The organism is Endobacterium panacihumi (genome assembly GCF_050847465.1).
Lineage (GTDB): Bacteria > Pseudomonadota > Alphaproteobacteria > Rhizobiales > Rhizobiaceae > Neorhizobium > Neorhizobium panacihumi.
Map to the genome: position 1 here is coordinate 65,053 of NZ_JBOZRA010000007.1, position 20,106 is coordinate 85,158.

Here is a 20,106-nt window from a genome sequence, read left to right on the forward strand (position 1 = left end):
GGGTTTACACAAAAGCTCGGCCCTTGATTATGCAGGTTTGCCTGTGGCATGGCGCCGCCGCATCGTGCTCTTCCTCAATCTCGCAACGATCAGTACTCTCGGTTTCCTGGTTTTTCGCATCCTGTCGCCCGGTGGCATCAGTGGTGCCGAGGCCATCATGTTGCTGGGTTTTCTGATTGCAACGCCATGGACGGTCCTCGGTTTCTGGAATGCCGTCATCGGCCTGACATTGCTGCATGGTCCCGGAAATCCCGCCCGAAGCGTCTATCCATTTTATCCGCAGGGGCACGGCACTCAGCCAAAAACACTGAGATCACAAACCGCGCTGACGATCTTTCTGCGCAATGAGGATCCACGTCCGGTCTTTACGCACCTGGACGCAATGGCGCGCAGCCTGCGATCGACAGGGCTTGAACGGCATTTTCGTTTTTTTGTTCTCAGCGACACATCCGATACGCGCATTGCAGCAGCCGAAGAGGCGGAATTTGCCCGATTTGCGGCGGGTCTTGTCGAGGATGGAGCCAATGTCCCCGTCTACCGTCGCCGGCAGGTCAATGCCGGTTTCAAGGCCGGCAATATTCTCGATTTCCTTGAGGAATATGGCCGCGACTACGATTTTTTCCTGCCGCTCGATTCCGATAGTGTCATGTCCGGCGAGATTGTCACCCGTCTGGCAGCGGCCATGGAGGCGCGGCCGGAGATCGGCATTCTTCAGACGCTGGTGGTCGGCATGCCGGCGGAAAGCGGCTTTGCCCGCATGTTCCAGTTCGGCATGCGGCATGGGATGCGCTCTTTCACCATGGGGTCGGCTTGGTGGAATGCCGATTGCGGTGCCTATTGGGGGCATAATGCCCTGATCCGCACCTCCGCTTTCCTTGGCCATTGCGAGCTTCCGGTTCTGCCCGGCTCACCGCCGCTCGGCGGCCATATCCTCAGTCACGACCAGCTCGAAGCCGCTTTCATGCGGCGAGGCGGTTACGAGGTGCGCGTTCTGCCCATCGAAACCCGCAGTTTCGAAGCCAACCCACCGACGCTTCCGGATTTTGCCAAGCGTGATCTGCGCTGGTGCCAAGGCAATATGCAATACTGGCGTTTCCTGTTCGAGCCAGGCCTGAAGCCGATCAGCCGTTTTCAGGTTCTGCAGGCGATTTTGATGTATATGGCGCCGCCGGCCTGGCTTCTGGCGACATTTGCCGCCACGTGGAAAGGTGCCTCGTCCGGTTTTGATGCCACTTATCTGCAGCTTGGGCTGTGGCTGTTCTTCTCGATCTTTTTCCTCTCCATTGCACCGAAACTCGCCGGCATGCTCGATGTGCTGCTGACCCGCGGTGCCGTCAGAAGTTACGGCGGTTTTTTGCGTTTCGGCATGTCGTCCATCATCGAAGTGCTGGCCTCGATGTTGATGGCGCCGATCATGGCGGTTTACGTGTCGATCTTTTTGATCGGCCTCCTTTTCGGGCGGTCTGTCACATGGAGCGGTCAGAACCGCGAACGGTTGGGCGTTGTTTTTTCCTCTGCCGTGAAGGCGATGGGCGTGCAGACCGTTATCGGCGTTTCGCTGGCGGTGACGATTTTTCTCGGCGTCGGTTGGATCGGGGTGCTGTGGACGTTGCCGGTGATTGCCGGTCTCTGTTTTGCTATTCCTTTCACGATGTTCACGGCCTCTGCAGCCTTCGGGCGCTGGACGACAAGGCTCGGCCTGTTTGCCATTCCTGAGGAAGGACATTTGCCGCGTGTGTTGAGCCGCCTAGTGCCTGATCGCGCTCGTCGCTGGCGCAGGCCCGTCGCCCGTCATCGGAGCCGCCGCGACATTGCCGTCGATGAAGCTCCGGCGGATGGGCGCGCATGACGATGACCCACGCACTCTGGCTGACCGGAAAGAACCAGGCAACACTGCGCGAGACCGCGCTCGGTCCATTGCGTGAAGACGATGTGCGGATCACAAGCCTGTTCGGTGCTATCAGCCGCGGCACGGAAGCCTTGGTCGCGAATGGCGCTGTGCCGACGGGTGAATACCAAACGATGCGGGCACCGCTTCAGGAAGGCCATTTTCCGTTTCCGGTGAAATACGGTTACGCCGTTGTCGGTACGATCGAGGAAGGCCCGGCCGAGCGGATCGGCGAGACGGTCTTTTGCCTGCATCCGCATCAGGATGTCTTTCACGCTCCAGCGGCCATGGCCATCCGGGTGCCTGATATCGTATCGACGCCGCGCGCCGTCTTAGCCGCCAATATGGAAACGGCGCTGAATGGCGTATGGGATGCGGCTATCCTGCCGGGGGACAAGGTGGTGATCGTCGGCGGCGGTCTGGTCGGCCTGCTGGTCGCATTTCTGGCTGCGAAAATTCCCGGTACGAATGTTACTGTTGTCGATGTGAATGACGGCCGCGCTGTTCTGGTGGAGAAATTCGGTTGCCGTTTCTCACCGCCCAGCGCTGCAGAGGCGATTGCGGGTGGCAGCGATGTCGTCATCCATACATCAGCCAGCGCTGCCGGTCTGGCAACATCCGTCGCCCTTGCTGGCTTTGAGGCGCGGATCGTCGAAATGTCCTGGTATGGCGACCGCATGCCGGAGGTGTCGCTTGGTGGCCGTTTTCATAGTCAGCGCCTGTCGATTGTCGGGTCGCAGGTCGGCCATGTGCCGCATCACCGCCGCGCCCGATGGCCGCTAACGCGTCGCATGGAAAAGGCACTTGAACTGCTGGCCGACGAGCGTCTCGACGGACTGTTCTCCGGCGAAACCGCATTCGGAAGCCTTGCCGAAGATTACGCAAAAATTCTTGCTGATGCCGGCACGCTCTGCCACCGCATCCGTTATCGTTGAACCCAAGGGAAAGTTTGAAAATGTTTGCTGTCGAAGTTCGCGACCACATGATGATTGCTCATAGCCTGCCGCGTCCCGTCTTCGGTCCGGCGCAGGGCATGCATGGGGCCACCTTCGTGGTCGATGCCGCCTTCATGACCGAGGATCTGGATGAGGATGGGTTGGGCGTCGATATCGGGCTGGCGACGACGGTGCTGAAGGAAACCATTGCGCCCTTGAACTATCAGAACCTCGATGACCTCGCTATCTTCAAAGGCAAGGTCACCACGACGGAAGTGCTTGCCAAGCATGTTTTCGATCAGTTGCGCGGGCGCATTCAGGCGGGGGATCTCGGTCCAGGTGGCGCGCGTATCAAGCGGATGAAGATCACCCTGCACGAAAGCCACGTGGCGCGCGCCTGGTATGAGGCCGCGGTTTGACCGGCACCGTTTCGCAGCGCCATCTGGTTTTCGCCATACCCGGCGATCTTCAGACGATGAGTGGTGGTTACGGTTACGACCGCCGCATGATGGACGAGTTGCAGGCGCTGGGCTGGGTGGTCGATCATCTGGAATTGCCTGGCGGTTTTCCCGCTCCGACTGAGGCGGAGCTTGAAACGACGGCTGCACAACTGGCGGCCCTGCCGGATGACAGCCTCGTTGTCGTTGATGGACTTGCCTTCGGCGCGATGCCCGGGATTGCCGAGGTGGAGGCAAAACGGTTGCGACTGGTCGCGCTCGTTCACCATCCGCTGGCGCTCGAAACGGGCGTTTCGGTCGATGTGGCGGAAAAGCTGAAGGAAAGCGAGACGGCGGCACTAAGGACGACACGTGGCGTCGTGGTTACAAGCCCGGCGACGGCACGCACGCTCGTTGCGGATTTCGAATGTGCCGAAGACCACATTTGTGTTGCCATACCGGGTACCGAACAGGCGCCGCCGGCTCAGGGCCGTGGAGGCGATGAACCGATGATCCTGTCGGTAGGTTCGCTGACGACGCGCAAGGATCACAAGACACTGGTGGCGGCGCTCGCTCTTCTCGCCGATCGTCCCTGGCAATGCCGCATTGTCGGCAGTGACAAGATGGACATGAAGTCTGCCGAGGCTCTGCGTCGACAGATCGATGAGCTTGGCTTGTCGGAACGTATTGTTGTGACCGGCGCTGTTTTTAATGTCGCGGCTGAATATGACCGTGCCGATATTTTCGCACTTGCCAGTCACTACGAGGGTTTTGGCATGGCTTTCGCCGAAGCCATGGTGCGTGGCCTGCCGATCGTCGGCTGCCATGGCGGCGCCATCCCCGATCTGGTCGATCCGCGCGCGGGTATCCTTGTCGACCCGGGTGATGCTACGGCGTTCGCGCATGCATTGGCGCGACTGATGGACGATGCGGCGCAACGGCAGACTTTGGCCAACGGATCGCTTGCCACCGGCCGACGTTTGCCCGACTGGCCAAGAACGGCCAAAACCCTGTCCGATTTTCTGGAAGGTATCTTATGAGCGGATTTGAAACACGCTGGCTCGACCTGCGTGAGGAAGCGGACCATGCGGCGCGGGATGCCAGGCTCTTACGACAGGCGATCGCACATGCCGACGCAGCCGGCAACGATGCAATGGTCGTCGATCTGGGATGCGGTACGGGATCGACCGTACGCGCGTTCTTTCCGGCGTCCGGCCGCTGGCGCTGGCGATTGCTGGACAATGATCCGGCGTTACTCGCCGAAGCGCGCGAACGCCATATGCAGCTTCCGAGCCTTGAATGCGTGCAGATTGATCTTGCCAAACTCTCTCCCGAGGATGTGAGCACGGCCCAGTTGATCACCGCGTCGGCCTTGTTCGATCTTGTTTCGACGGCGTTTCTTCAGGGGCTGGTGAAGTCGCTGGTTTCTCCAAATGCTGCCCTCTATACGGCCCTCAACTACGACGGCCGCTGTGTCTGGTCCGATCCTCACCCTGCGGATCAGGTGATAGTCGAAGCATTCAACAGCCATCAGCGTGGTGAAAAGGGTTTTGGTCCGGCGCTCGGTCCCGATGCCTGTGGCGTATTGTGCCAGTTGCTTGAAACATCAGGTTTTCGCGTGGAGATGGCCGACAGCCCATGGCGGCTGGGTATCGAACATGCGGAACTGCAAACCCGGTTCATCACCGGCATGGCCACAGCCGCTGCGGAGACACGTCTTCTGGATCAAGCCGATATCGAGGACTGGCGCAGGCAACGGATCGACCTGATCAGTACATCCGGATGCGAAGTCGGGCATTGGGACATGTTCGCTCGCCGGTAGAGCGCGGGCTTTAAGGAACAGCCACCATTGCTTCGCTGCCATGATCGCACTGCTCCACGGCACTTGTCCGCAGGTCGCAATCGAACAGCACGTCGCTTCCAAGGTTGTAGGCGGTCACTTTCGGCCGCAGCGCCTGAGACAGCGCCTTGATCGGTGGCAGGCTGAGGCCCGGCAGGCCCGAACCGACGATGATCGGTGCAATACAGACATGCAGTCGATCGACGAGGTCGTGACAGAGAAAATGCTCGATCGTGGTCGCGCCGCCCTCGATCAGGATATTGGTCAGGCCGCGTGCAACAAGAGCATCCAGAATATCCGCCGGCTCCAGCAGGCCATTCTGATTGCGCGGTAACGAAATCGTTTCAACATCGGTGCGCGCCCGCTGGTCATCGGCCTGGATGATGACGGTTTTCGACTGCCCGTCCAGGAGCTTGAAGCCGTGCGGAATGCGGCCGTTCGGATCGATGGCGATGCGCACCGGGTTCGGCCCGCTGACATTGCGAACCGTCAGCCGCGGATCGTCGGCCAGCACGCAGCCGACGCCGACAATCACCGCATCCGCCAGTGCGCGAATGCGGTGGAGATGGTCAAAACCATCCTGCCCTGAAAGGTCTCGCGCGTCGCCATCCACGGTCGCCACGCGCCCGTCAAGCGATTGGCCGACCTGCGCCAGCACCATCGGCCTGCCGGTTCGCCGCGCAATCGGCAGGTAAAGCGCGACCGCGTCATTCTCGTCCGCATGAAGCGGTGCAACGTTGCGCTCACGGATCGAGAGCAGCGTTTCCCACGATTTCTGGCAGGGGCGGGTGGCTTGAAACATGATCGATCTTTCGCGCAGGCAGGTTTCTGAAGGCTTGTCTCCTGCGAAAAGCATATGAGGCGCAAAATGTTCCTCTCAACCATGCCTCACGAGATTGTCAGGCAGGAGAATGAGACCCGGACGTCTGTCATCGGTATCGACGGAGACCTCTTTGCCAACGTCTAATTACCGACAGGGAGGAACTCTGCCTACCTCTTCAGCCTGGCAATTGTTGAGAGAACCAGAATGACATTCAGCGTCGACTCCAAGGGTGTTTATGCGATCGCGACCACGCCGTTTTTTGAAGACGGTTCCATCGATTTCGATTCCATCGACAGTTTGACCGATTTTTATCTGGACAGCGGCTGCACCGGCATCACCATTCTTGGCATCATGGGCGAGGCTCCGAAACTGGAGCCGGAGGAAAGCCGTGCCATTATCAAACGTGTCGTCTCCCGCGCCAAAGTGCCGATCATCGTTGGCGTATCGGCGCCGGGATTCGCGGCGATGAAATCCCTTGCCGCACCTCGATGGATATGGGGGCAGCAGGCGTGATGGTCGCGCCGACGCCGGCGCTTCGCACGGATGACCAGATCATCAATTATTTCGCCGGGTGTCATTGCACAAATCATCAGCAATCACTCGTCCTGCCTGATGTTGAAGCACGAGGACTGGCCGGGGCTGGAAAAGATCTCGAAACTGCGGGCGATGCAGAAGGCGGGCGAATTGCGGCCGTTCTCCATCCTCTGCGGCAATGGTGGCATGTTTCTGGATTTCGAACCCGAACGCGGTGCCGACGGCGCCATGACCGGTTACGGTTTTCCCGACATGCTGACCGAACTGGTTTCACTGTGTGCCGAGGGCAAGCGGGATGAGGCGCATGACCTGTTCGATGCCCATCTGCCGCTGATCCGTTACGAACAGCAGCTTGGCATCGGACTTGCCGTACGCAAGCATGTCCTGAAACGCCGTGGCGTCATCCGTTCGGATGCTCAGCGCAAGCCGGCGCAAATGTTGACGTCTGCCGCACGCGCGGAAGTCGATTATCTCCTTTCGCGTGTCGCATGACACGACAAGCGCGCCGACGTCTGAGCGAAAAAAAAACGGCCGTTCCAGTCCGGGCGGCCGTTTTTGTGTCCGTCGTCGATTGCCGGTCAGGCGGCAACATCGACCTTTGCGGTCGTGTTGAGGTACTCGATCAGGTCTTCGATGGTGACGACCAGAAGGCCGTGCTTTTCGGCAAAAACTTCCAGCTGCGGCAGACGCGACATCGTACCGTCGTCATTAGCGACTTCACAGATCACGCCCGAAGGCGCGCGGCCGGCGAGACGTGCCAATTCGACGGCGGCTTCAGTGTGGCCCGGACGGGCACGAACGCCTTCTGGATGCGCGCGCAGTGGAAAGATATGGCCGGGACGGGCAAAATCATCCGGCTTCGCATCGCCTGCCGCCAGCGCACGCACGGTCGCGGAGCGGTCTGCGGCGGAAATGCCGGTCGTGGTGCCGGGAATGTAGTCGACCGATACGGTGAAGGCGGTCTTCAGCGACTCGGTGTTGCGCGCCACCATCAGCGGAATGTCGAGTTCGTCGAGACGCTCACCCTCCATGGCCATGCAGACGAGGCCGCGGGCATGGTTCATCATGAAGGCGATATCCTTCGACTCCGCAGCATCGGCCGCGATGACGAGATCACCTTCGTTTTCGCGATCCTCGTTGTCAACGACAACAACCATCTCGCCGCGGCGGATAGCTTCGATCGCATCTTCAATTTTCGAAATGGTCATTTCCAAGCCTTTCAAGGGTTATGCCGGCGAACCGACACCAAACTCGTGGCCGTTTCTTTAGAAAACGGACACAAACATCCCTTGGGCGAACAAGCGTCGCACACCCGTTGAAGGGTGGTCTTCGCATTGTCCTCTTCCATCCGGACTATACCGTCGGCTCCGGCATCTCACCGGATCTGCTGACCCTTCAATTGCTTGAAGGCGCTCGCGGGCTCCGGAATTGCTTCCGATACCGCCGGTGGGGAATTGCACCCCGCCCTGAGAACATTCCAAACATAAGTTCTTAATTGAGCAAATTGCAAGGGCATAACCTCGCATTTTGTGCATTCGAACGGCCCGCTCCGGTGAACGGACCGTTCGAATAGCGTATTACGACATGATCAGGCCACCATCGACATTGATCGTCTGGCCGGTGATATAGGCGGCATCATCGCTGGCGAGGAAGGTGACGAGACCGGCAACATCCTCACCGGAACCGGCGCGCTTCATCGGAATGCCCTGCACCCATTCCTTCATCAACTCGCCCGGCGCGTAATCGCCCAGCAGCTTGCCCCAGACTTCATCATTGTAGGCCCACATGTCGGTTTCGATAATGCCGGGGCAAAAGGCGTTGACGGTGATGTTGTCGGTCGCCACTTCCTTGGCAAGGCTCTGGGTGATGCCGACCACGCCCATCTTGGACGCGGCATAATGCGGCGTGTAGATAAAACCGTCGCGGGCCTGGCCGGAGGCGGTGTTGATGATGCGGCCGCCCTTGCCATGCTTGCGGATGCGGGCAATCGCTTCCTGGGCGCAGAGGAACACGCCCTTGGTGTTGACGGCCATGACCTTGTCCCATTCGTTTTCGGTCATGTCCTCGATCTTGGCGATGGTGATGACGCCGGCATTCTGGATCGACACGTCGACCGAGCCGAATTCCTTTTCCGCCGCGTCATAAAGAGCCACCACGCTTGCCTTGTCCGTCACGTCGCCGACGAAGGAGATCGCCTTGCCGCCATCGGCGCGGATCTGCTCGGCCACGGCATGCACCGATTCCTCGTTCGCCGAAACGACGAGATTGGCGCCTTCGCGGGCAAAACGTTTGGCGATGGCAGCGCCGATACCGCGGCTTGCGCCGGTGATGACGACGGTCTTGTTGGTGAAGCGTGACATGGGACCTCCCTGATATGGTTTGCTTCTAGGTGAATTCGCTCAACCGTTCCGCCGTGAAGCGGTCGGTGATGAGGACGTCGATCAGCTTGCCGCGCAGCGCGCCGGCGATGGCCGCCGTCTTGCGCTTGCCGCCGGCAGTGCCGATCACGCGGGGCACGGCCCGCAATTCTTCCAAAGTCATGCCGACGACACGCTCGTAGATTTCGCCGGCCAGCGGCTCGCCGTCGGCGGTGTAGAACCGGAGACAGATGTCACCGACCGCGCCGCGACTGGCCAGTTCTTCCAGTTCGGCTTGCGTAAACGTGTTGCCGGAATAGATGAGGTTCTGCGAAGGGGCCATCGCGCCGATGCCGACAAAGGCGGTGGTCACACGCTTGAACTGGTCCACCGTCGCCTTCACCTGCGGGTCAGAGACGAGAATGCGCTTGGACTCCGGCGAGCCGGTCACGCAAGGGGCGGGCAGAAGCTGCGGTTCGCCATTGATCAGATGCGCCAGCCTCGTCGTCAGTTGCGTGGCATGGATCTGCGCGCTCGGTACGCCGATGCCGCCGAGAAGCTGGATCACACGTTCGGCGCGCACCCGTTTGATCGGATGGATGTTATCCAGCATCTGCTGCAGCGTCGCGCTCCAGCTGGACACGCCGATCACATCGCCATCCTCCAGCGTCTGTTCCAGCAGGTGGGCGGCGGCAATGCCGATGGCGGAAAACACCGCGTCGTCATTGTCCTCGCGGCAATCGGCGACGATGACTTCGCTGATGCCGAATTTTTCGCGGATGGCGGCTTCGAGATCCGGATAGGTGCCGCTGGGGGCGACAATCGAAACGCGCACGATGCCTTCCGATTCCGCCCGTTTCAAAAGCCGCGAGACGGATGCCTGCGAAATTCGCAGCAGCTCGGATATGTCGCTCTGCTTCAATCCTTCGAGATGATACATCTGGGCGACGCGCGTGATCATGCGCAGTTCGTTGGTGCGGCTCATGGGCGGCTGGCTCCTGTCTCATATGCGTGAGACTCAACCTCAGCGGGCCGTCCGACGCGTGTGCGAGGCATAGGAAATAAACGCCGCCATTGGAATGCAGGCTGTGCGATTGCCGGCTGCAACTGCAGATTTTCAAGCATGAATGACGTGGTCGCGAAGCATCCGCTTCCCGCTCCCGACCGTTTTGGAATTTTCAGAACCACGCTTGACATGGGTTAATCCTGCCGTATCATGAATATTAAATCAAGCGTGAATAAATATTCATGCGGAGGAAAAACAGGAGGAGACGCCGTGACCATCTCAGTCTGGCCAGACAACAAGCCGCTCGACGTCGCGGCGATCCGCGGCCTGCCGGAAAGCGAGCGCGCCGAACAGCTCAAGCTCGTTGCCAAGCAGGTCCGCCGCCTCGTCGTGCAGATGATCGACGCTGCCCGCGCCGGCCATATCGGCGGCGATCTGTCGGTGACGGATGCGCTGGTGACGGCCGCATTCGGCGTCCTCAACATCTCGCCGGAAACGGCTGACGATCCGGGCCGCGACCGTCTCATTCTGTCCAAGGGCCACTGTGCGGCGGCGCTTTATTCGGTTCTGGCTCTGCGCGGCTTTTTCCCGGTCGAAGACCTCGAAACCTTCATGAAGCCGCTTTCGAAGCTCAACGGTCACCCCAACCGTCTCAAGGTGAAGGGCGTCGAAGCCAATACCGGTCCGCTCGGCCACGGTCTTCCGATCGGTGTCGGCTCGGCTGTTGCCTCCAAACTGTCGGGCAAGAACTGGCAGACTTTTGTTTTCACCGGCGACGGCGAATTGCAGGAAGGCTCCAACTGGGAAGCGGCCATGACCGCAGCCCACCGCAAGCTCGACAATCTGGTTGTCATCGTCGACCGCAACCGTCTGCAGCAGGGCGCGCGCACCGAAGACACCGCCTCGCTTGACCCGCTCGCCGACAAATGGGCTTCATTCGGCTGGGAAGTCGCCGAAATCGACGGCAATGATACCGCAGCACTGCTGAAAACCTTTACGCAGAACCGCAACGGCAAGCCGCTCGCCGTGATCGCCAACACGCTCAAGGGCAAGGGTGTCTCGTTCATCGAGGACCGTGTCGAATGGCATCACAAGGTTCCGTCCAAGGAGCAGGTCGAACTCGCATTGAAGGAACTTGCCTGATGAACGCCCATAGCAGTGTGTCCAACGAAACCTTCGATTGCCGCGTCGCTTTTTCCGAAAAGCTGATCGCCCTCGCCGAAGCCGATCCGCGTATCGTTGCCGTCTGCAACGACTCGGTTGGTTCCAGCAATCTCAACGCTTTCCGTGACCGCTTCCCGGATCGCCTGATCAATGTCGGCATTGCCGAACAGAACATGGTCGGCGTTGCCGCCGGTCTCGCCAATGGCGGTTTCATTCCGTTCGTTTGCGCCGCAGGTCCATTCCTGTCCGGTCGCGCCACCGAACAGGTCAAGGCCGACGTTGCCTATTCCAACTACGGTATCGTGCTCTGCGCCATGAGCCCGGGCATGGCTTACGGTGAGTTGGGTCCGACCCACCACTCGATTGAAGACATCAGCTGGATGCGGGCGATCGACAATCTCGACGTGCTCGTGCCGGCCGATCCGGAACAGACCAAGGCCGCCATGGATTGGGCCGTCAAATCCGGTCGCCCGATCTATATGCGCGTCGGTCGCCACAAAGTGCCTTCGGTTACCCCGGCTGATCGCGAAACCGCCTTCACCTTCGGCAAGATCGACGTCACCGGCGATGGCAAGGATGTCGCGCTCGTCGCCACCGGCACGCTGGTCTCCCGCGCGCTCGAAGCGCAGGCCATTCTCGCCGCCGAAGGCATTTCCGCTCGCGTCCTGAACGTTTCAACCATCAAGCCGCTTGATGCCGAAACCATCATCAAGGCCGCCAAGGAAACCAAGGGTCTTGTTGTCGCCGAAGAAGGCGTGCTCGAAGGTGGTCTCGGTGCCGCCGTCGCCACCACTCTTGCCGAAAACCATCCGGCACGCGCAAAATTCCTCGGCGTTACCAGCTTTGCGCCGACCGGCTCCAACGACTTTCTGCTCGAGCATTTTGGTCTGACCGCCAAGGGCATTGCAGATGCTGCCCGCAAGCTGGTGGGCTGAGCCATGAGTGGCCCCTTCGTCCTCGCCATCGATCAGGGTACGGGCTCGACAAAAGCCCTGCTCGTCGATCGCGACAGCAAGGTTGTTGCCCGCGGCCAGCATCCGCTCGGCCTGTCGACGCCCCAGCCGGGCTGGGTCGAGCAGGATGCCGAAGAAATCTGGCAAAGCGTGCTGGCCGCCATTCGTGAAGCGGTGTCGCCCGAAATTGCGGGCGATATCGTCGCCATCGGTTTTTCGACGCAGCGTGAAAGCTGCCTGCTGTGGGAACGTAGCTCCGGCAAACCATTGTCGCCGCTTCTGTCCTGGCAGGACCAGCGCACGCTGAGCCTCTGCGAAGCCGTGCCGGAAACAACGCAGCGGATGATCCGGGCAAGAACCGGCCTGCCGCTCGATCCGATGTTTTCCGCCGTCAAGGCGCAGTGGCTGCTCGATCGCGTCGATCCCGACCGCTCGCGCGCCAAAGCCGGCGAGATCTGTGTCGGCACGATCGACAGCTACCTGATCGCTCGCCTCGGCGGCGAGCATGTGGTCGAAATCGGCAATGCCTCGCGCATGCAGCTCGTCGATCTGGAGAAGGGCGATTACGACGCCGACCTTCTGGCGCTGTTCAACATTCCGCGGGCTTCCCTTCCGCGCGTCGTGCCGTCGCGATACGATTTCGCAAAGGTCAGCGGCATCGCACCGCTTGCCGACGGCACGCCTGTTACCGCTGTCCTTGCAGACAGCCATGCGGCTCTCTTTGCCCACGGCGCTTTCCAGCCCGGCAAGGTGAAGGCCACGCAGGGCACCGGCTCGTCGGTAATGGGCCTCTATGACAGTTCGGTCCCGGCCGACCAAATCGATCTCGGCGTCTGCCGCACGATTGCGTGGCAGGTGGATGACATCGCCTATGCCTTCGAGGGCAATATCCGCTCGGTTGGATCGACCCTCGTCTGGCTGGCGGACTTTTTGGGCATCAGCACCGCTGACCTCGCAACGCTTGCGGCCAGTGTCACGGACAGCAACGGCGTCACCATCGTTCCGGCCTTCGGCGGCCTTGGCGCTCCCTATTGGGATGCCAATGCAGTGGGCATTATCGGCGGCGTGGCACTTGGCACCTCGCGGGCGCAGGTGGCGCGGGCGGCGGTGGATTCCATCGCTCACCAGATCGTCGATGTCCTCGACCGTGTTCTGGTCTCCGGCCTCAAGGTCGATCAGCTGTATGTCGATGGCGGTCCGACCAAAAACGAGCTGCTGATGCAGCTGGAAACGGATTTGGCCGGCGTACCGGTCGTGCGTCCGCAGACGGCCGAGCTTTCGGCCATGGGTGCCGCGCATCTGGCTGGTCTCGGCGCCGGTATCTGGACGCTGGACGATCTCGCGGCATTGCCGCGTGAAGGTAATGTCTTCACCCCGCAGATGGACGATCTCGCCCGTCAGCGCCAGCGATTGGAATGGCGACGGATGGTGGCGCGCTCGCGCGGCCTGTCCGTGCACGAACGGTCCGAACCCCGCAAGGCGGAGCGTTCGGCAACCTACTGAAATAACGATCGCGTCACAGGAGAAGGTGCGCGACAGGGAGGCTTATATGAGTGAGATCACGGAACAGGTTGCGCCGAAGAGCGGTGTCATCAGCATGTCCTTCGTGAAGAAGATGTCGGGACCGCTGGTCGGCCTCATCCTGTTGTGCGTCTTCTTTTCGCTGACCTCGGAATTTTTCCTGTCGGCCAGAAACGGCCTCAACATCCTCGATCAGGTGACGGTGCTCGGCATTCTCGCCATCGGCATGACGCTGGTCATCGTCATCGGTGGTATCGACCTGTCGGTCGGTTCGGTGCTGGCGTTTTCGATGATGATGATGGGGGTCATGCAACGGCAGATGGGCCTGCCGCTGGAACTGGCGATCGTGGTCGGTATCGGCACCGGAGCAATCTGCGGTCTGGTCTCCGGCCTGCTGATCACCGTTGCCAAACTGCCGCCCTTTATCGCCACGCTGGCGGTCATGTCGGTCACCCGTGGCCTTGCCAACATTCTTACCGAAGGCAAGCAGATCGTCGGTTATCCTGACTGGTTCACCTCCCTTGCCACGGTTCGCCAGTTCGGCTTCCTGTCGATGACGGTGGCCACCTTCATCGTGCTGGCGATCATTGCTGCCATCATTCTGAAATACCGCCCGGCCGGCCGTAACCTGTTTGCCATCGGCGGCAACCCGGAAGTGGCGCGCCTTGCCGGCATCAACGTCAATCTCAATACCTGCATCGTCTACGCCTTGAGCGGCGCGCTGGCCGGCCTTGCCGCCGTTGCCTTCGCTGCCCGCCTCGACAGCTCGCAGCCCAGTGCAGGTCTTGGTTACGAACTCGACACGATCGCAGCTGTCGTGATCGGTGGCGCCTCGCTTTCGGGCGGCGTCGGCTCGATCTTCGGCACTGTCGTCGGCGTCTTCATCATCGGTGTCCTGCGTAACGGTCTCAACCTTCTCGGTGTCTCGCCCTTCATTCAGCAGGTGCTGATCGGCGTCGTGATCGCCGCTGCCGTTACCTTCGACACGCTCGGAAGAAAGAGGAGATAACCGGCACCGGGGGAGGGTGCTCCTCAGTTCTCGCATACCCAGCAGACCTTAAGCAGACCATAGAAATTGTCGTCAATTCAGTGGAGGAACACATGACGAAGACTTTCCGTATGCTCGCAGCCACCGTCGCCTTCTCGGCCATGGCTTTCGCCGCCAACGCCCAGGAAAAGGTGACGATCGGCCTTGCCGTCGCCAACCTGCAGGCCGACTTCTTCAACCAGATCAAGGAATCGGTCGAAAAAGCCGCCAAGGAACAGGGCATCGAAGTCGTCACCGTCGACGCCAAGGGCGATAGCGCCACGCAGGTCAGCCAGATCCAGGATCTGATCACCCGCCAGGTCAAGGCGCTGATCTACATCCCGGCCGGCGCGACTGCCGCAACCGTTCCGGTCAAGGCCGCCAAGGAAGCCAATATCCCGGTCGTCACCGTGGACCGTAACCCGGAAGGCGCACCGGGCGATACGTTCATCGCCACCGACAGCGTTGCCGCTGCCAAGGAACTCGGCGATTATGTCTGCAAGGTTTCCGGCGGCAAGGGCACGCTCGCCGTCATCCAGGGCCAGCTCGGCACCACGCCGGAGCAGGATCGCGACAAGGGTTTTGCCGAAGCCATGAAGGCATGCCCGGGCATCACCGAAGCCGGCCGTCAGGCATCCAACGCCTGGATGCAGGACGAAGGTTTTGCCATCGCCCAGGACATGCTGCAGCGTAACCCGACGATCAACATCTTCTTCGGCCGCGCCGATGCGCTTGCTCTCGGTGCCGCACAGGCTGCCAAGGTCGGCGGCGTTTCGGATGCCATCATCGTCGGTTTCGACGGTGACCGCGCCGGTCTCGAAGCCGTCAAGGCCGGCACGCTGAAGGCCACCATGACCCAGCAGACTCAAGGCATGGGCCGTCTGGCACTGAAGTCCGCTCTCGAACTGATCAAGGGCGAAAAGCCGCCGGCAGAACAGCTGCAGCCTGCAACTCTGACCACGGCAGACAATGCCGAAGCCTTCATCAAGGAACATCCCTGATCGAAACTCTGCGCCCCGGTCTTCTCCGGGGCGCAGATCCCATGCTCGGAAAGGAGGCCGACATGCCTACTGAAAACCACAGCGCCGAAAACGCGGGCGAAACCATTCTGTCGGTTCGCAACCTGTCGAAAACCTATGGCAAGATCACCGTACTCAAGAATGTCAGCTTCGACATCAAGCGCGGTGAGGTCGTGGCGCTTCTGGGTGAGAACGGCGCCGGCAAGTCGACCCTGTCCTCGATCATCGCAGGCCTCGTCACCCCGACCGACGGCACGATGCAGTGGCAGGGCGCAGCCTATTCCCCGGCAACCCCGTCTGATGCGCTGAATGCCGGTCTCGGCCTCATCCATCAGGAAATGCGCCTTCTTCCCGAACTGTCGATCGCCGAAAACATCTTTGTCGGCCGTCTGCCGACCCGCTCCGGCCGTGTCGACAATTTCGAAATGTATCGCCGTGCCGACGAGCAGCTGAAGCGCCTCGGCCTCAATGTGTCTCCCGCCACCAAGGTCAAATATCTGCGCGTCGCCGCCCAGCAGCAGGTGGAAATCGCCAAGGCGCTGACGCTAAACGCCCGTTTCCTCATTCTCGACGAGCCGACGGCGGCACTCGGCGGCGAAGAAACAGACAAGCTGTTCGAACAGATCGAACGGCTGAAAAACGAAGGCGTGTCCTTCATCTATATCTCGCATCGCCTCGAAGAGATCGCGCGCATCGCCGACCGCGTCATCGTCATGCGTGACGGCGAACTGGTGGCGAATTTCGACAGCGCCAAGGTGCCGGTGTCCAATCTGGTGGAAGCCATGGTTGGCCGCCAGCTCGACCGCATTTTTCCACATCTGCCGGCCCCCACCCACAAGCCGCTGATCGAAGTGAAGAACCTCTCGTCCGCCGAAGGCGATTTTCACGATGTCAGCTTCACGGTGTCATCAGGCGAAGTCATGGGCATTGCCGGCATCGTCGGCGCGGGCCGCACCGAACTGGTGCGCGCTATTGCCGGTGCCGATCCGGTGAAAACCGGTTCCGTCACCGTTGATGGAAAGGTTCTGACACTCAAAAGCCCGGCCGACGCCATGGCGGCCGGCATTGCGCTGGTGCCGGAAGATCGCAAGCTGCAGGGGCTCGTGCTCGACCACACGATCGGCAACAATATCGCGCTCGGCAATTACCCGCGCATCACGCCGCGCAGCTGGGTCACGCCCACCGAAATCCGCAACTTTGCCACAACCGCCATCAAGCGGTTCGGCATCAAAGGCAGCGCCGACCAGCGCGCCAACGAACTCTCCGGCGGCAACCAGCAGAAGATCGTCATTGCCCGCGCCATTTCGGCCGGACCGAAGGTCGTCATCCTCGATGAACCGACCCGCGGCATCGATGTCGGCGCGCGTTCCGCCATCTACGACGTGATCGCCGAGCTCGCCAAACAGGGCATGGCCGTCATCGTCGTCAGCTCCGACCTCGATGAGGTTCTGGGCCTGTCCCACAAGGTTCTGGTCATGGCCCGCGGCCGCAACCAGGGCATCCTTTCCGGCGCTGACGCCACGCGCCACGCCGTCATGGAGCGGGCAACCGCCTAATATTATGAAATTCAGGAGACTGTGATGAAGCTCTTTTCTCTCGCCGGCGATGTTGCTTTTGTCACCGGTGCCGGCAGCGGCATCGGTCAGGCGATTGCCATCGGTCTGGCGGAAGCCGGTGCCGATGTGGCGCTGTTCGATCTGTCGCCCAAGGGCCTTGCCGAAACGCTGGATGCGGTGAAGGCGCATGGCCGCAAGGGTTTTGTTTTTGAAGGCAGCGTTTCCGACGAGAAACATTTGGCCGCAGCCGTTGAAGGCGCCGAAAAGGAGCTAGGCGCACTCACGGTGGCGGTCAACTCGGCCGGCATTGCCAACGCCATGCCGGCCGAGGATATGCCGCGCGAACGCTGGCAGCAGATGATGGACGTCAATCTCACCGGCGTCTTCCTCTCCTGCCAGGCGCAGGCACGCGTCATGCTGCCGCGCGGCAAGGGTTCGATCGTCAATATCGCCTCAATGTCCGGCTCGATCGTCAATCGTGGTCTGTCGCAGGCGCATTACAACACGTCGAAGGCCGGTGTGATCCACCTTTCCAAGAGCCTTGCCATGGAATGGGTGGAAAAGGGCCTGCGCGTCAACGCCATCAGCCCCGGTTACACGCTGTCGCCGATGAATAAGCGCCCGGAAGTCGCCGACCAGCTGAAGATTTTTGCCAATGAAACGCCGATGGCACGCATCGCTACCGTCGATGAAATGGTTGGTCCGGCCGTGTTCCTCTCCAGCGCCGCCGCATCCTTCATCACCGGCCATGACCTTCTGGTCGATGGCGGCTTCACCGCCTGGTAACTGCCATGACACAGCAGATACGCCCGCTGATCGCGGGAAACTGGAAGATGAACGGGCTTGCTGCCTCGCTTTCCGAACTCGCCCTTATCGCCGAAGGAGCCGAGGCACACAGTCAACGCCTCGATACGCTCATCTGCCCACCGGCGACACTGCTCGCGGCTTCCAGCGCAAAGGTGGCCGGAAAGGCGCTTGCCATCGGTGCGCAGGATTGCAGCAGCGAAACTCACGGTGCCTATACCGGTGACGTGTCGGCGGCCATGGTCGCCGATAGTGGCGGCCGCGCCGTCATCGTTGGCCATTCCGAACGTCGGCAGGGACGCAGCGAAACCGATGCGGATGTGAAGCGCAAGGCCGAACGTGTCATCGAAGCCGGTCTGCAGGCGATCATCTGCATCGGCGAGACCGAAGAGGAAATGCTGAAAGGCGCCACGCAGGACGTGCTGCTGCGGCAGTTGCAGGAATCCGTTCCCGCCGGCTCCACATCAGCGTCGGTGGTCATCGCCTATGAACCCGTTTGGGCCATCGGTACCGGTCGCACGCCGAGCATCGAGAATATTGCCGGTCTGCATGCCTTCATCCGCACCTCGCTGATTGATCTGCTGGGTGAAGAAGGGAAGGGCATGCGCATCCTTTACGGTGGTTCGGTAAAGCCCGACAATGCTGCCGAGATTGCCCGCATCGAAGACGTCAACGGCGCGCTTGTCGGTGGTGCCAGCCTCAAGGCCAGCGATTTTCTGGCGATCGTCAACGCATTCTGACGATTTTACGGGTGCCGCGCGATGGCTGCGGCACCCAATTTTCCACATGTGATTTGAATTTTTGCCGAGGCCGGAATGCCCGGATGCGGTCTCGCCGGTGGGCTGAGCAACGCCGCCCAAATATCTGCCGGCGCTTGCGAATTCCCGTCCCCACCTTCCAAACGCTTCCCGCCGGATTCGCAGATTTACGACCCACCTGGCCTGCGGCATACGCTCGCACGTGAGGTACGTAAGTCAAAAACTCTTTGCAACCATCGAGAGTCGTCGTATCACTCTTCACAAGAGGAGAGTGACCGGCCGCATTCGTGGTGGTCGCTTGAGGTGGCGCAAGCCGCTTCCGGGAGACAACGAATGCCGATCGGCAGGTGCGATCTGTAGCGCACATGTCCATCGGCATGAACGTTGGGAGCACGCCAATCACGGCGGGCGTCTAGAGGAGGGTAGGATATGAAGAAGCTTCTGTTCACATGCGCGGCCATCAGCCTTGCGGTCGGCGCATTCGCCGGCACAGCCAGCGCGTCGCCCGACAAGCCGGTCATCGGCTTTTCGATTGACGACCTGCGCGTCGAGCGCTGGGTCCGCGACCGCGATTACTTTATCGCTGCGGCCGAGCAGCTGGGCGCCAAGGTCAGCGTTCAGTCGGCCGATGGCAATGAGGAAAAGCAGGTCAAGCAGGTCGAGAACCTGATCGCACAGGGTGTCGATGCCATCGTCATCGTCCCGATGAACTCGAAGGTTTTCGATGCGGTCGTGGCCGATGCCAAGGCATCCGGCATCAAGGTCCTGTCCTATGACCGGCTGATCCTCAATGCCGATGTCGATGCCTATATCTCGTTCGACAACGAGCGCGTCGGCTTCATGCAGGCGGAAAACGTGCTGAAGGTGAAGCCGGAAGGCAATTATTACCTGCTCGGCGGATCCCCGACCGACAATAACGCAAAATATCTGCGCGCCGGTCAGGAAAAGGCACTGAAAGCCGCCGTCGATTCCGGCAAGGTAAAAATCGTCGGCTCGCAATGGGTCAAGGAATGGAGCCCGACCGAAGCGCTCTCCATCATGGAAAATGCGCTGACGGCTGCCGACAACAAGATCGATGCGGTTGTGGCGTCCAATGACGGCACCGCCGGTGGCGCCATCCAGGCGCTGGCGGCACAGGGCCTTGCCGGCAAGACTGCCGTTTCCGGTCAGGATTCCGACCTTGCCGCCGTCAAGCGCGTGCTCGATGGCACGCAGACCGTCACCGTCTACAAGCCGCTGAAGCTGATCGCCTCGGAAGCCGCCAAGCTGACGGTGCAGATGGTCAAGGGCGAAAAGCCGGCCTTCACCTCGAAGATCAACAACGGCACCAAGGAAGTCGATACGATGTTGCTGACGCCCACCGCCGTCACCAAGGAAAACATCGATATCTACGTCAAGGACGGCTTCTACACCAAGGAACAGATCGGCCTGAAATAATCCGGCCGGTTGGCCCCGGAGCCTGAACGGTTCCGGGGCCCTGTTTT

General features: G+C 60.7%; 18 protein-coding genes, 1 pseudogene and 1 riboswitch. Of the genes and pseudogenes, 15 read left to right on the forward strand and 4 right to left on the reverse strand.

The features are described 5' to 3' along the window. Nucleotides 1-43: 43 nt before the first annotated feature. The 5 genes from mdoH to ACRQ1B_RS23785 are packed head-to-tail and all read left to right on the forward strand — an operon-like array spanning nt 44 to nt 5,082. On the forward strand, nt 44-1,849 hold the full coding sequence (gene mdoH, locus ACRQ1B_RS23765) for a glucans biosynthesis glucosyltransferase MdoH (RefSeq protein ID WP_432296609.1): 1,806 nt from the start codon (nt 44-46) through the stop codon (nt 1,847-1,849). Next, on the forward strand, nt 1,846-2,823 hold the full coding sequence (locus ACRQ1B_RS23770; protein ID WP_432296610.1) for a zinc-dependent alcohol dehydrogenase: 978 nt from the start codon (nt 1,846-1,848) through the stop codon (nt 2,821-2,823). The genes mdoH and ACRQ1B_RS23770 overlap by 4 nt, the downstream gene beginning before the upstream one ends. Before the next feature lie 20 nt (nt 2,824-2,843). Beyond that, a complete protein-coding gene (locus tag ACRQ1B_RS23775) occupies nt 2,844-3,242 on the forward strand; it encodes a 6-pyruvoyl trahydropterin synthase family protein (protein WP_432296611.1) in 399 nt (132 codons plus the stop codon). Further along, a complete protein-coding gene (locus ACRQ1B_RS23780) occupies nt 3,239-4,300 on the forward strand; it encodes a glycosyltransferase family 4 protein (protein WP_432296612.1) in 1,062 nt (353 codons plus the stop codon). Before ACRQ1B_RS23775 ends, ACRQ1B_RS23780 begins: the two co-directional genes overlap by 4 nt. Beyond that, nucleotides 4,297-5,082 (forward strand): class I SAM-dependent methyltransferase, encoded by a 786-nt coding sequence (locus tag ACRQ1B_RS23785; RefSeq protein WP_432296613.1) that lies wholly within the window; start codon nt 4,297-4,299, stop codon nt 5,080-5,082. The genes ACRQ1B_RS23780 and ACRQ1B_RS23785 overlap by 4 nt, the downstream gene beginning before the upstream one ends. A 10-nt stretch (nt 5,083-5,092) precedes the next feature. Here ACRQ1B_RS23785 and ACRQ1B_RS23790 read toward each other — a convergent pair whose 3' ends face one another. Continuing rightward, complete coding sequence (locus ACRQ1B_RS23790; protein WP_432296614.1) at nt 5,093-5,902, reverse strand: RibD family protein; 810 nt, start codon at nt 5,900-5,902, stop codon at nt 5,093-5,095. A 225-nt stretch (nt 5,903-6,127) separates the two neighbouring features. Here ACRQ1B_RS23790 and ACRQ1B_RS23795 point away from each other — a divergent pair. Then, nucleotides 6,128-6,949: pseudogene (locus ACRQ1B_RS23795) on the forward strand (dihydrodipicolinate synthase family protein). An 86-nt stretch (nt 6,950-7,035) separates the two neighbouring features. On the opposite strand, the gene ribB reads toward ACRQ1B_RS23795, so the two are convergent. From ribB to ACRQ1B_RS23810, 3 genes are all read right to left on the reverse strand, one after another. Continuing rightward, nucleotides 7,036-7,665, reverse strand: coding sequence for a 3,4-dihydroxy-2-butanone-4-phosphate synthase (gene ribB, locus ACRQ1B_RS23800; protein ID WP_432296615.1), 630 nt, complete (start codon nt 7,663-7,665; stop codon nt 7,036-7,038). Between the two features lie 124 nt (nt 7,666-7,789). Then, nucleotides 7,790-7,935, reverse strand: a riboswitch (FMN riboswitch). A 99-nt stretch (nt 7,936-8,034) separates the two neighbouring features. Further along, entirely contained in the window at nt 8,035-8,817 is a 783-nt protein-coding gene (locus tag ACRQ1B_RS23805) for a glucose 1-dehydrogenase (RefSeq protein WP_432296616.1), read from the reverse strand. A 25-nt stretch (nt 8,818-8,842) separates the two neighbouring features. Beyond that, nucleotides 8,843-9,799: a sugar-binding transcriptional regulator gene (locus ACRQ1B_RS23810; RefSeq protein WP_432296617.1), complete on the reverse strand. Its 957-nt coding sequence runs from the start codon at nt 9,797-9,799 to the stop codon at nt 8,843-8,845. Between the two features lie 348 nt (nt 9,800-10,147). On the opposite strand from ACRQ1B_RS23810, the gene ACRQ1B_RS23815 reads away from it, so the two are divergent. The 9 genes from ACRQ1B_RS23815 to xylF all read left to right on the forward strand — a co-directional run bounded on the left by ACRQ1B_RS23815 (nt 10,148) and on the right by xylF (nt 20,059). After that, nucleotides 10,148-10,963 (forward strand): transketolase, encoded by an 816-nt coding sequence (locus tag ACRQ1B_RS23815; protein WP_432296798.1) that lies wholly within the window; start codon nt 10,148-10,150, stop codon nt 10,961-10,963. Further along, entirely contained in the window at nt 10,963-11,919 is a 957-nt protein-coding gene (locus ACRQ1B_RS23820) for a transketolase family protein (protein ID WP_432296618.1), read from the forward strand. Before ACRQ1B_RS23815 ends, ACRQ1B_RS23820 begins: the two co-directional genes overlap by 1 nt. 3 nt (nt 11,920-11,922) lie before the next feature. Further along, nucleotides 11,923-13,440 carry an FGGY family carbohydrate kinase gene (locus ACRQ1B_RS23825; RefSeq protein WP_432296619.1) on the forward strand — a complete coding sequence of 506 codons (1,518 nt, stop codon included), beginning with the start codon at nt 11,923-11,925 and terminating at the stop codon, nt 13,438-13,440. Between the two features lie 46 nt (nt 13,441-13,486). Beyond that, nucleotides 13,487-14,467, forward strand: coding sequence for an ABC transporter permease (locus ACRQ1B_RS23830; RefSeq protein WP_432296620.1), 981 nt, complete (start codon nt 13,487-13,489; stop codon nt 14,465-14,467). Nucleotides 14,468-14,559: 92 nt separating this feature from the next. Further along, nucleotides 14,560-15,486 (forward strand): substrate-binding domain-containing protein, encoded by a 927-nt coding sequence (locus ACRQ1B_RS23835; RefSeq protein WP_432296621.1) that lies wholly within the window; start codon nt 14,560-14,562, stop codon nt 15,484-15,486. 62 nt (nt 15,487-15,548) lie between these two features. Next, nucleotides 15,549-17,060 carry a sugar ABC transporter ATP-binding protein gene (locus tag ACRQ1B_RS23840; RefSeq protein ID WP_432296622.1) on the forward strand — a complete coding sequence of 504 codons (1,512 nt, stop codon included), beginning with the start codon at nt 15,549-15,551 and terminating at the stop codon, nt 17,058-17,060. Between the two features lie 9 nt (nt 17,061-17,069). Beyond that, entirely contained in the window at nt 17,070-17,846 is a 777-nt protein-coding gene (locus tag ACRQ1B_RS23845) for an SDR family oxidoreductase (protein WP_432296799.1), read from the forward strand. 5 nt (nt 17,847-17,851) lie between these two features. Next, nucleotides 17,852-18,604, forward strand: coding sequence for a triose-phosphate isomerase (gene tpiA, locus ACRQ1B_RS23850; protein WP_432296623.1), 753 nt, complete (start codon nt 17,852-17,854; stop codon nt 18,602-18,604). A 447-nt stretch (nt 18,605-19,051) separates the two neighbouring features. Further along, nucleotides 19,052-20,059 carry a D-xylose ABC transporter substrate-binding protein gene (gene xylF, locus ACRQ1B_RS23855; RefSeq protein WP_432296624.1) on the forward strand — a complete coding sequence of 336 codons (1,008 nt, stop codon included), beginning with the start codon at nt 19,052-19,054 and terminating at the stop codon, nt 20,057-20,059. The last annotated feature ends 47 nt before the right edge of the window (nt 20,060-20,106 follow it).

What these genes read in the sequence shown, in the direction of transcription:
- xylF (WP_432296624.1), top strand. Translation starts at nt 19,052, where the DNA reads ATGAAGAAGCTTCTGTTCACATGCGCGGCCATCAGCCTTGCGGTCGGC.
- ACRQ1B_RS23790 (WP_432296614.1), bottom strand. Translation starts at nt 5,902, where the DNA reads ATGTTTCAAGCCACCCGCCCCTGCCAGAAATCGTGGGAAACGCTGCTC.
- ACRQ1B_RS23775 (WP_432296611.1), top strand. Translation starts at nt 2,844, where the DNA reads ATGTTTGCTGTCGAAGTTCGCGACCACATGATGATTGCTCATAGCCTG.
- ACRQ1B_RS23805 (WP_432296616.1), bottom strand. Translation starts at nt 8,817, where the DNA reads ATGTCACGCTTCACCAACAAGACCGTCGTCATCACCGGCGCAAGCCGC.
- tpiA (WP_432296623.1), top strand. Translation starts at nt 17,852, where the DNA reads ATGACACAGCAGATACGCCCGCTGATCGCGGGAAACTGGAAGATGAAC.
- ACRQ1B_RS23830 (WP_432296620.1), top strand. Translation starts at nt 13,487, where the DNA reads ATGAGTGAGATCACGGAACAGGTTGCGCCGAAGAGCGGTGTCATCAGC.
- ACRQ1B_RS23835 (WP_432296621.1), top strand. Translation starts at nt 14,560, where the DNA reads ATGACGAAGACTTTCCGTATGCTCGCAGCCACCGTCGCCTTCTCGGCC.
- ribB (WP_432296615.1), bottom strand. Translation starts at nt 7,665, where the DNA reads ATGACCATTTCGAAAATTGAAGATGCGATCGAAGCTATCCGCCGCGGC.
- ACRQ1B_RS23810 (WP_432296617.1), bottom strand. Translation starts at nt 9,799, where the DNA reads ATGAGCCGCACCAACGAACTGCGCATGATCACGCGCGTCGCCCAGATG.
- ACRQ1B_RS23820 (WP_432296618.1), top strand. Translation starts at nt 10,963, where the DNA reads ATGAACGCCCATAGCAGTGTGTCCAACGAAACCTTCGATTGCCGCGTC.
- ACRQ1B_RS23840 (WP_432296622.1), top strand. Translation starts at nt 15,549, where the DNA reads ATGCCTACTGAAAACCACAGCGCCGAAAACGCGGGCGAAACCATTCTG.
- ACRQ1B_RS23825 (WP_432296619.1), top strand. Translation starts at nt 11,923, where the DNA reads ATGAGTGGCCCCTTCGTCCTCGCCATCGATCAGGGTACGGGCTCGACA.
- ACRQ1B_RS23785 (WP_432296613.1), top strand. Translation starts at nt 4,297, where the DNA reads ATGAGCGGATTTGAAACACGCTGGCTCGACCTGCGTGAGGAAGCGGAC.
- ACRQ1B_RS23770 (WP_432296610.1), top strand. Translation starts at nt 1,846, where the DNA reads ATGACGATGACCCACGCACTCTGGCTGACCGGAAAGAACCAGGCAACA.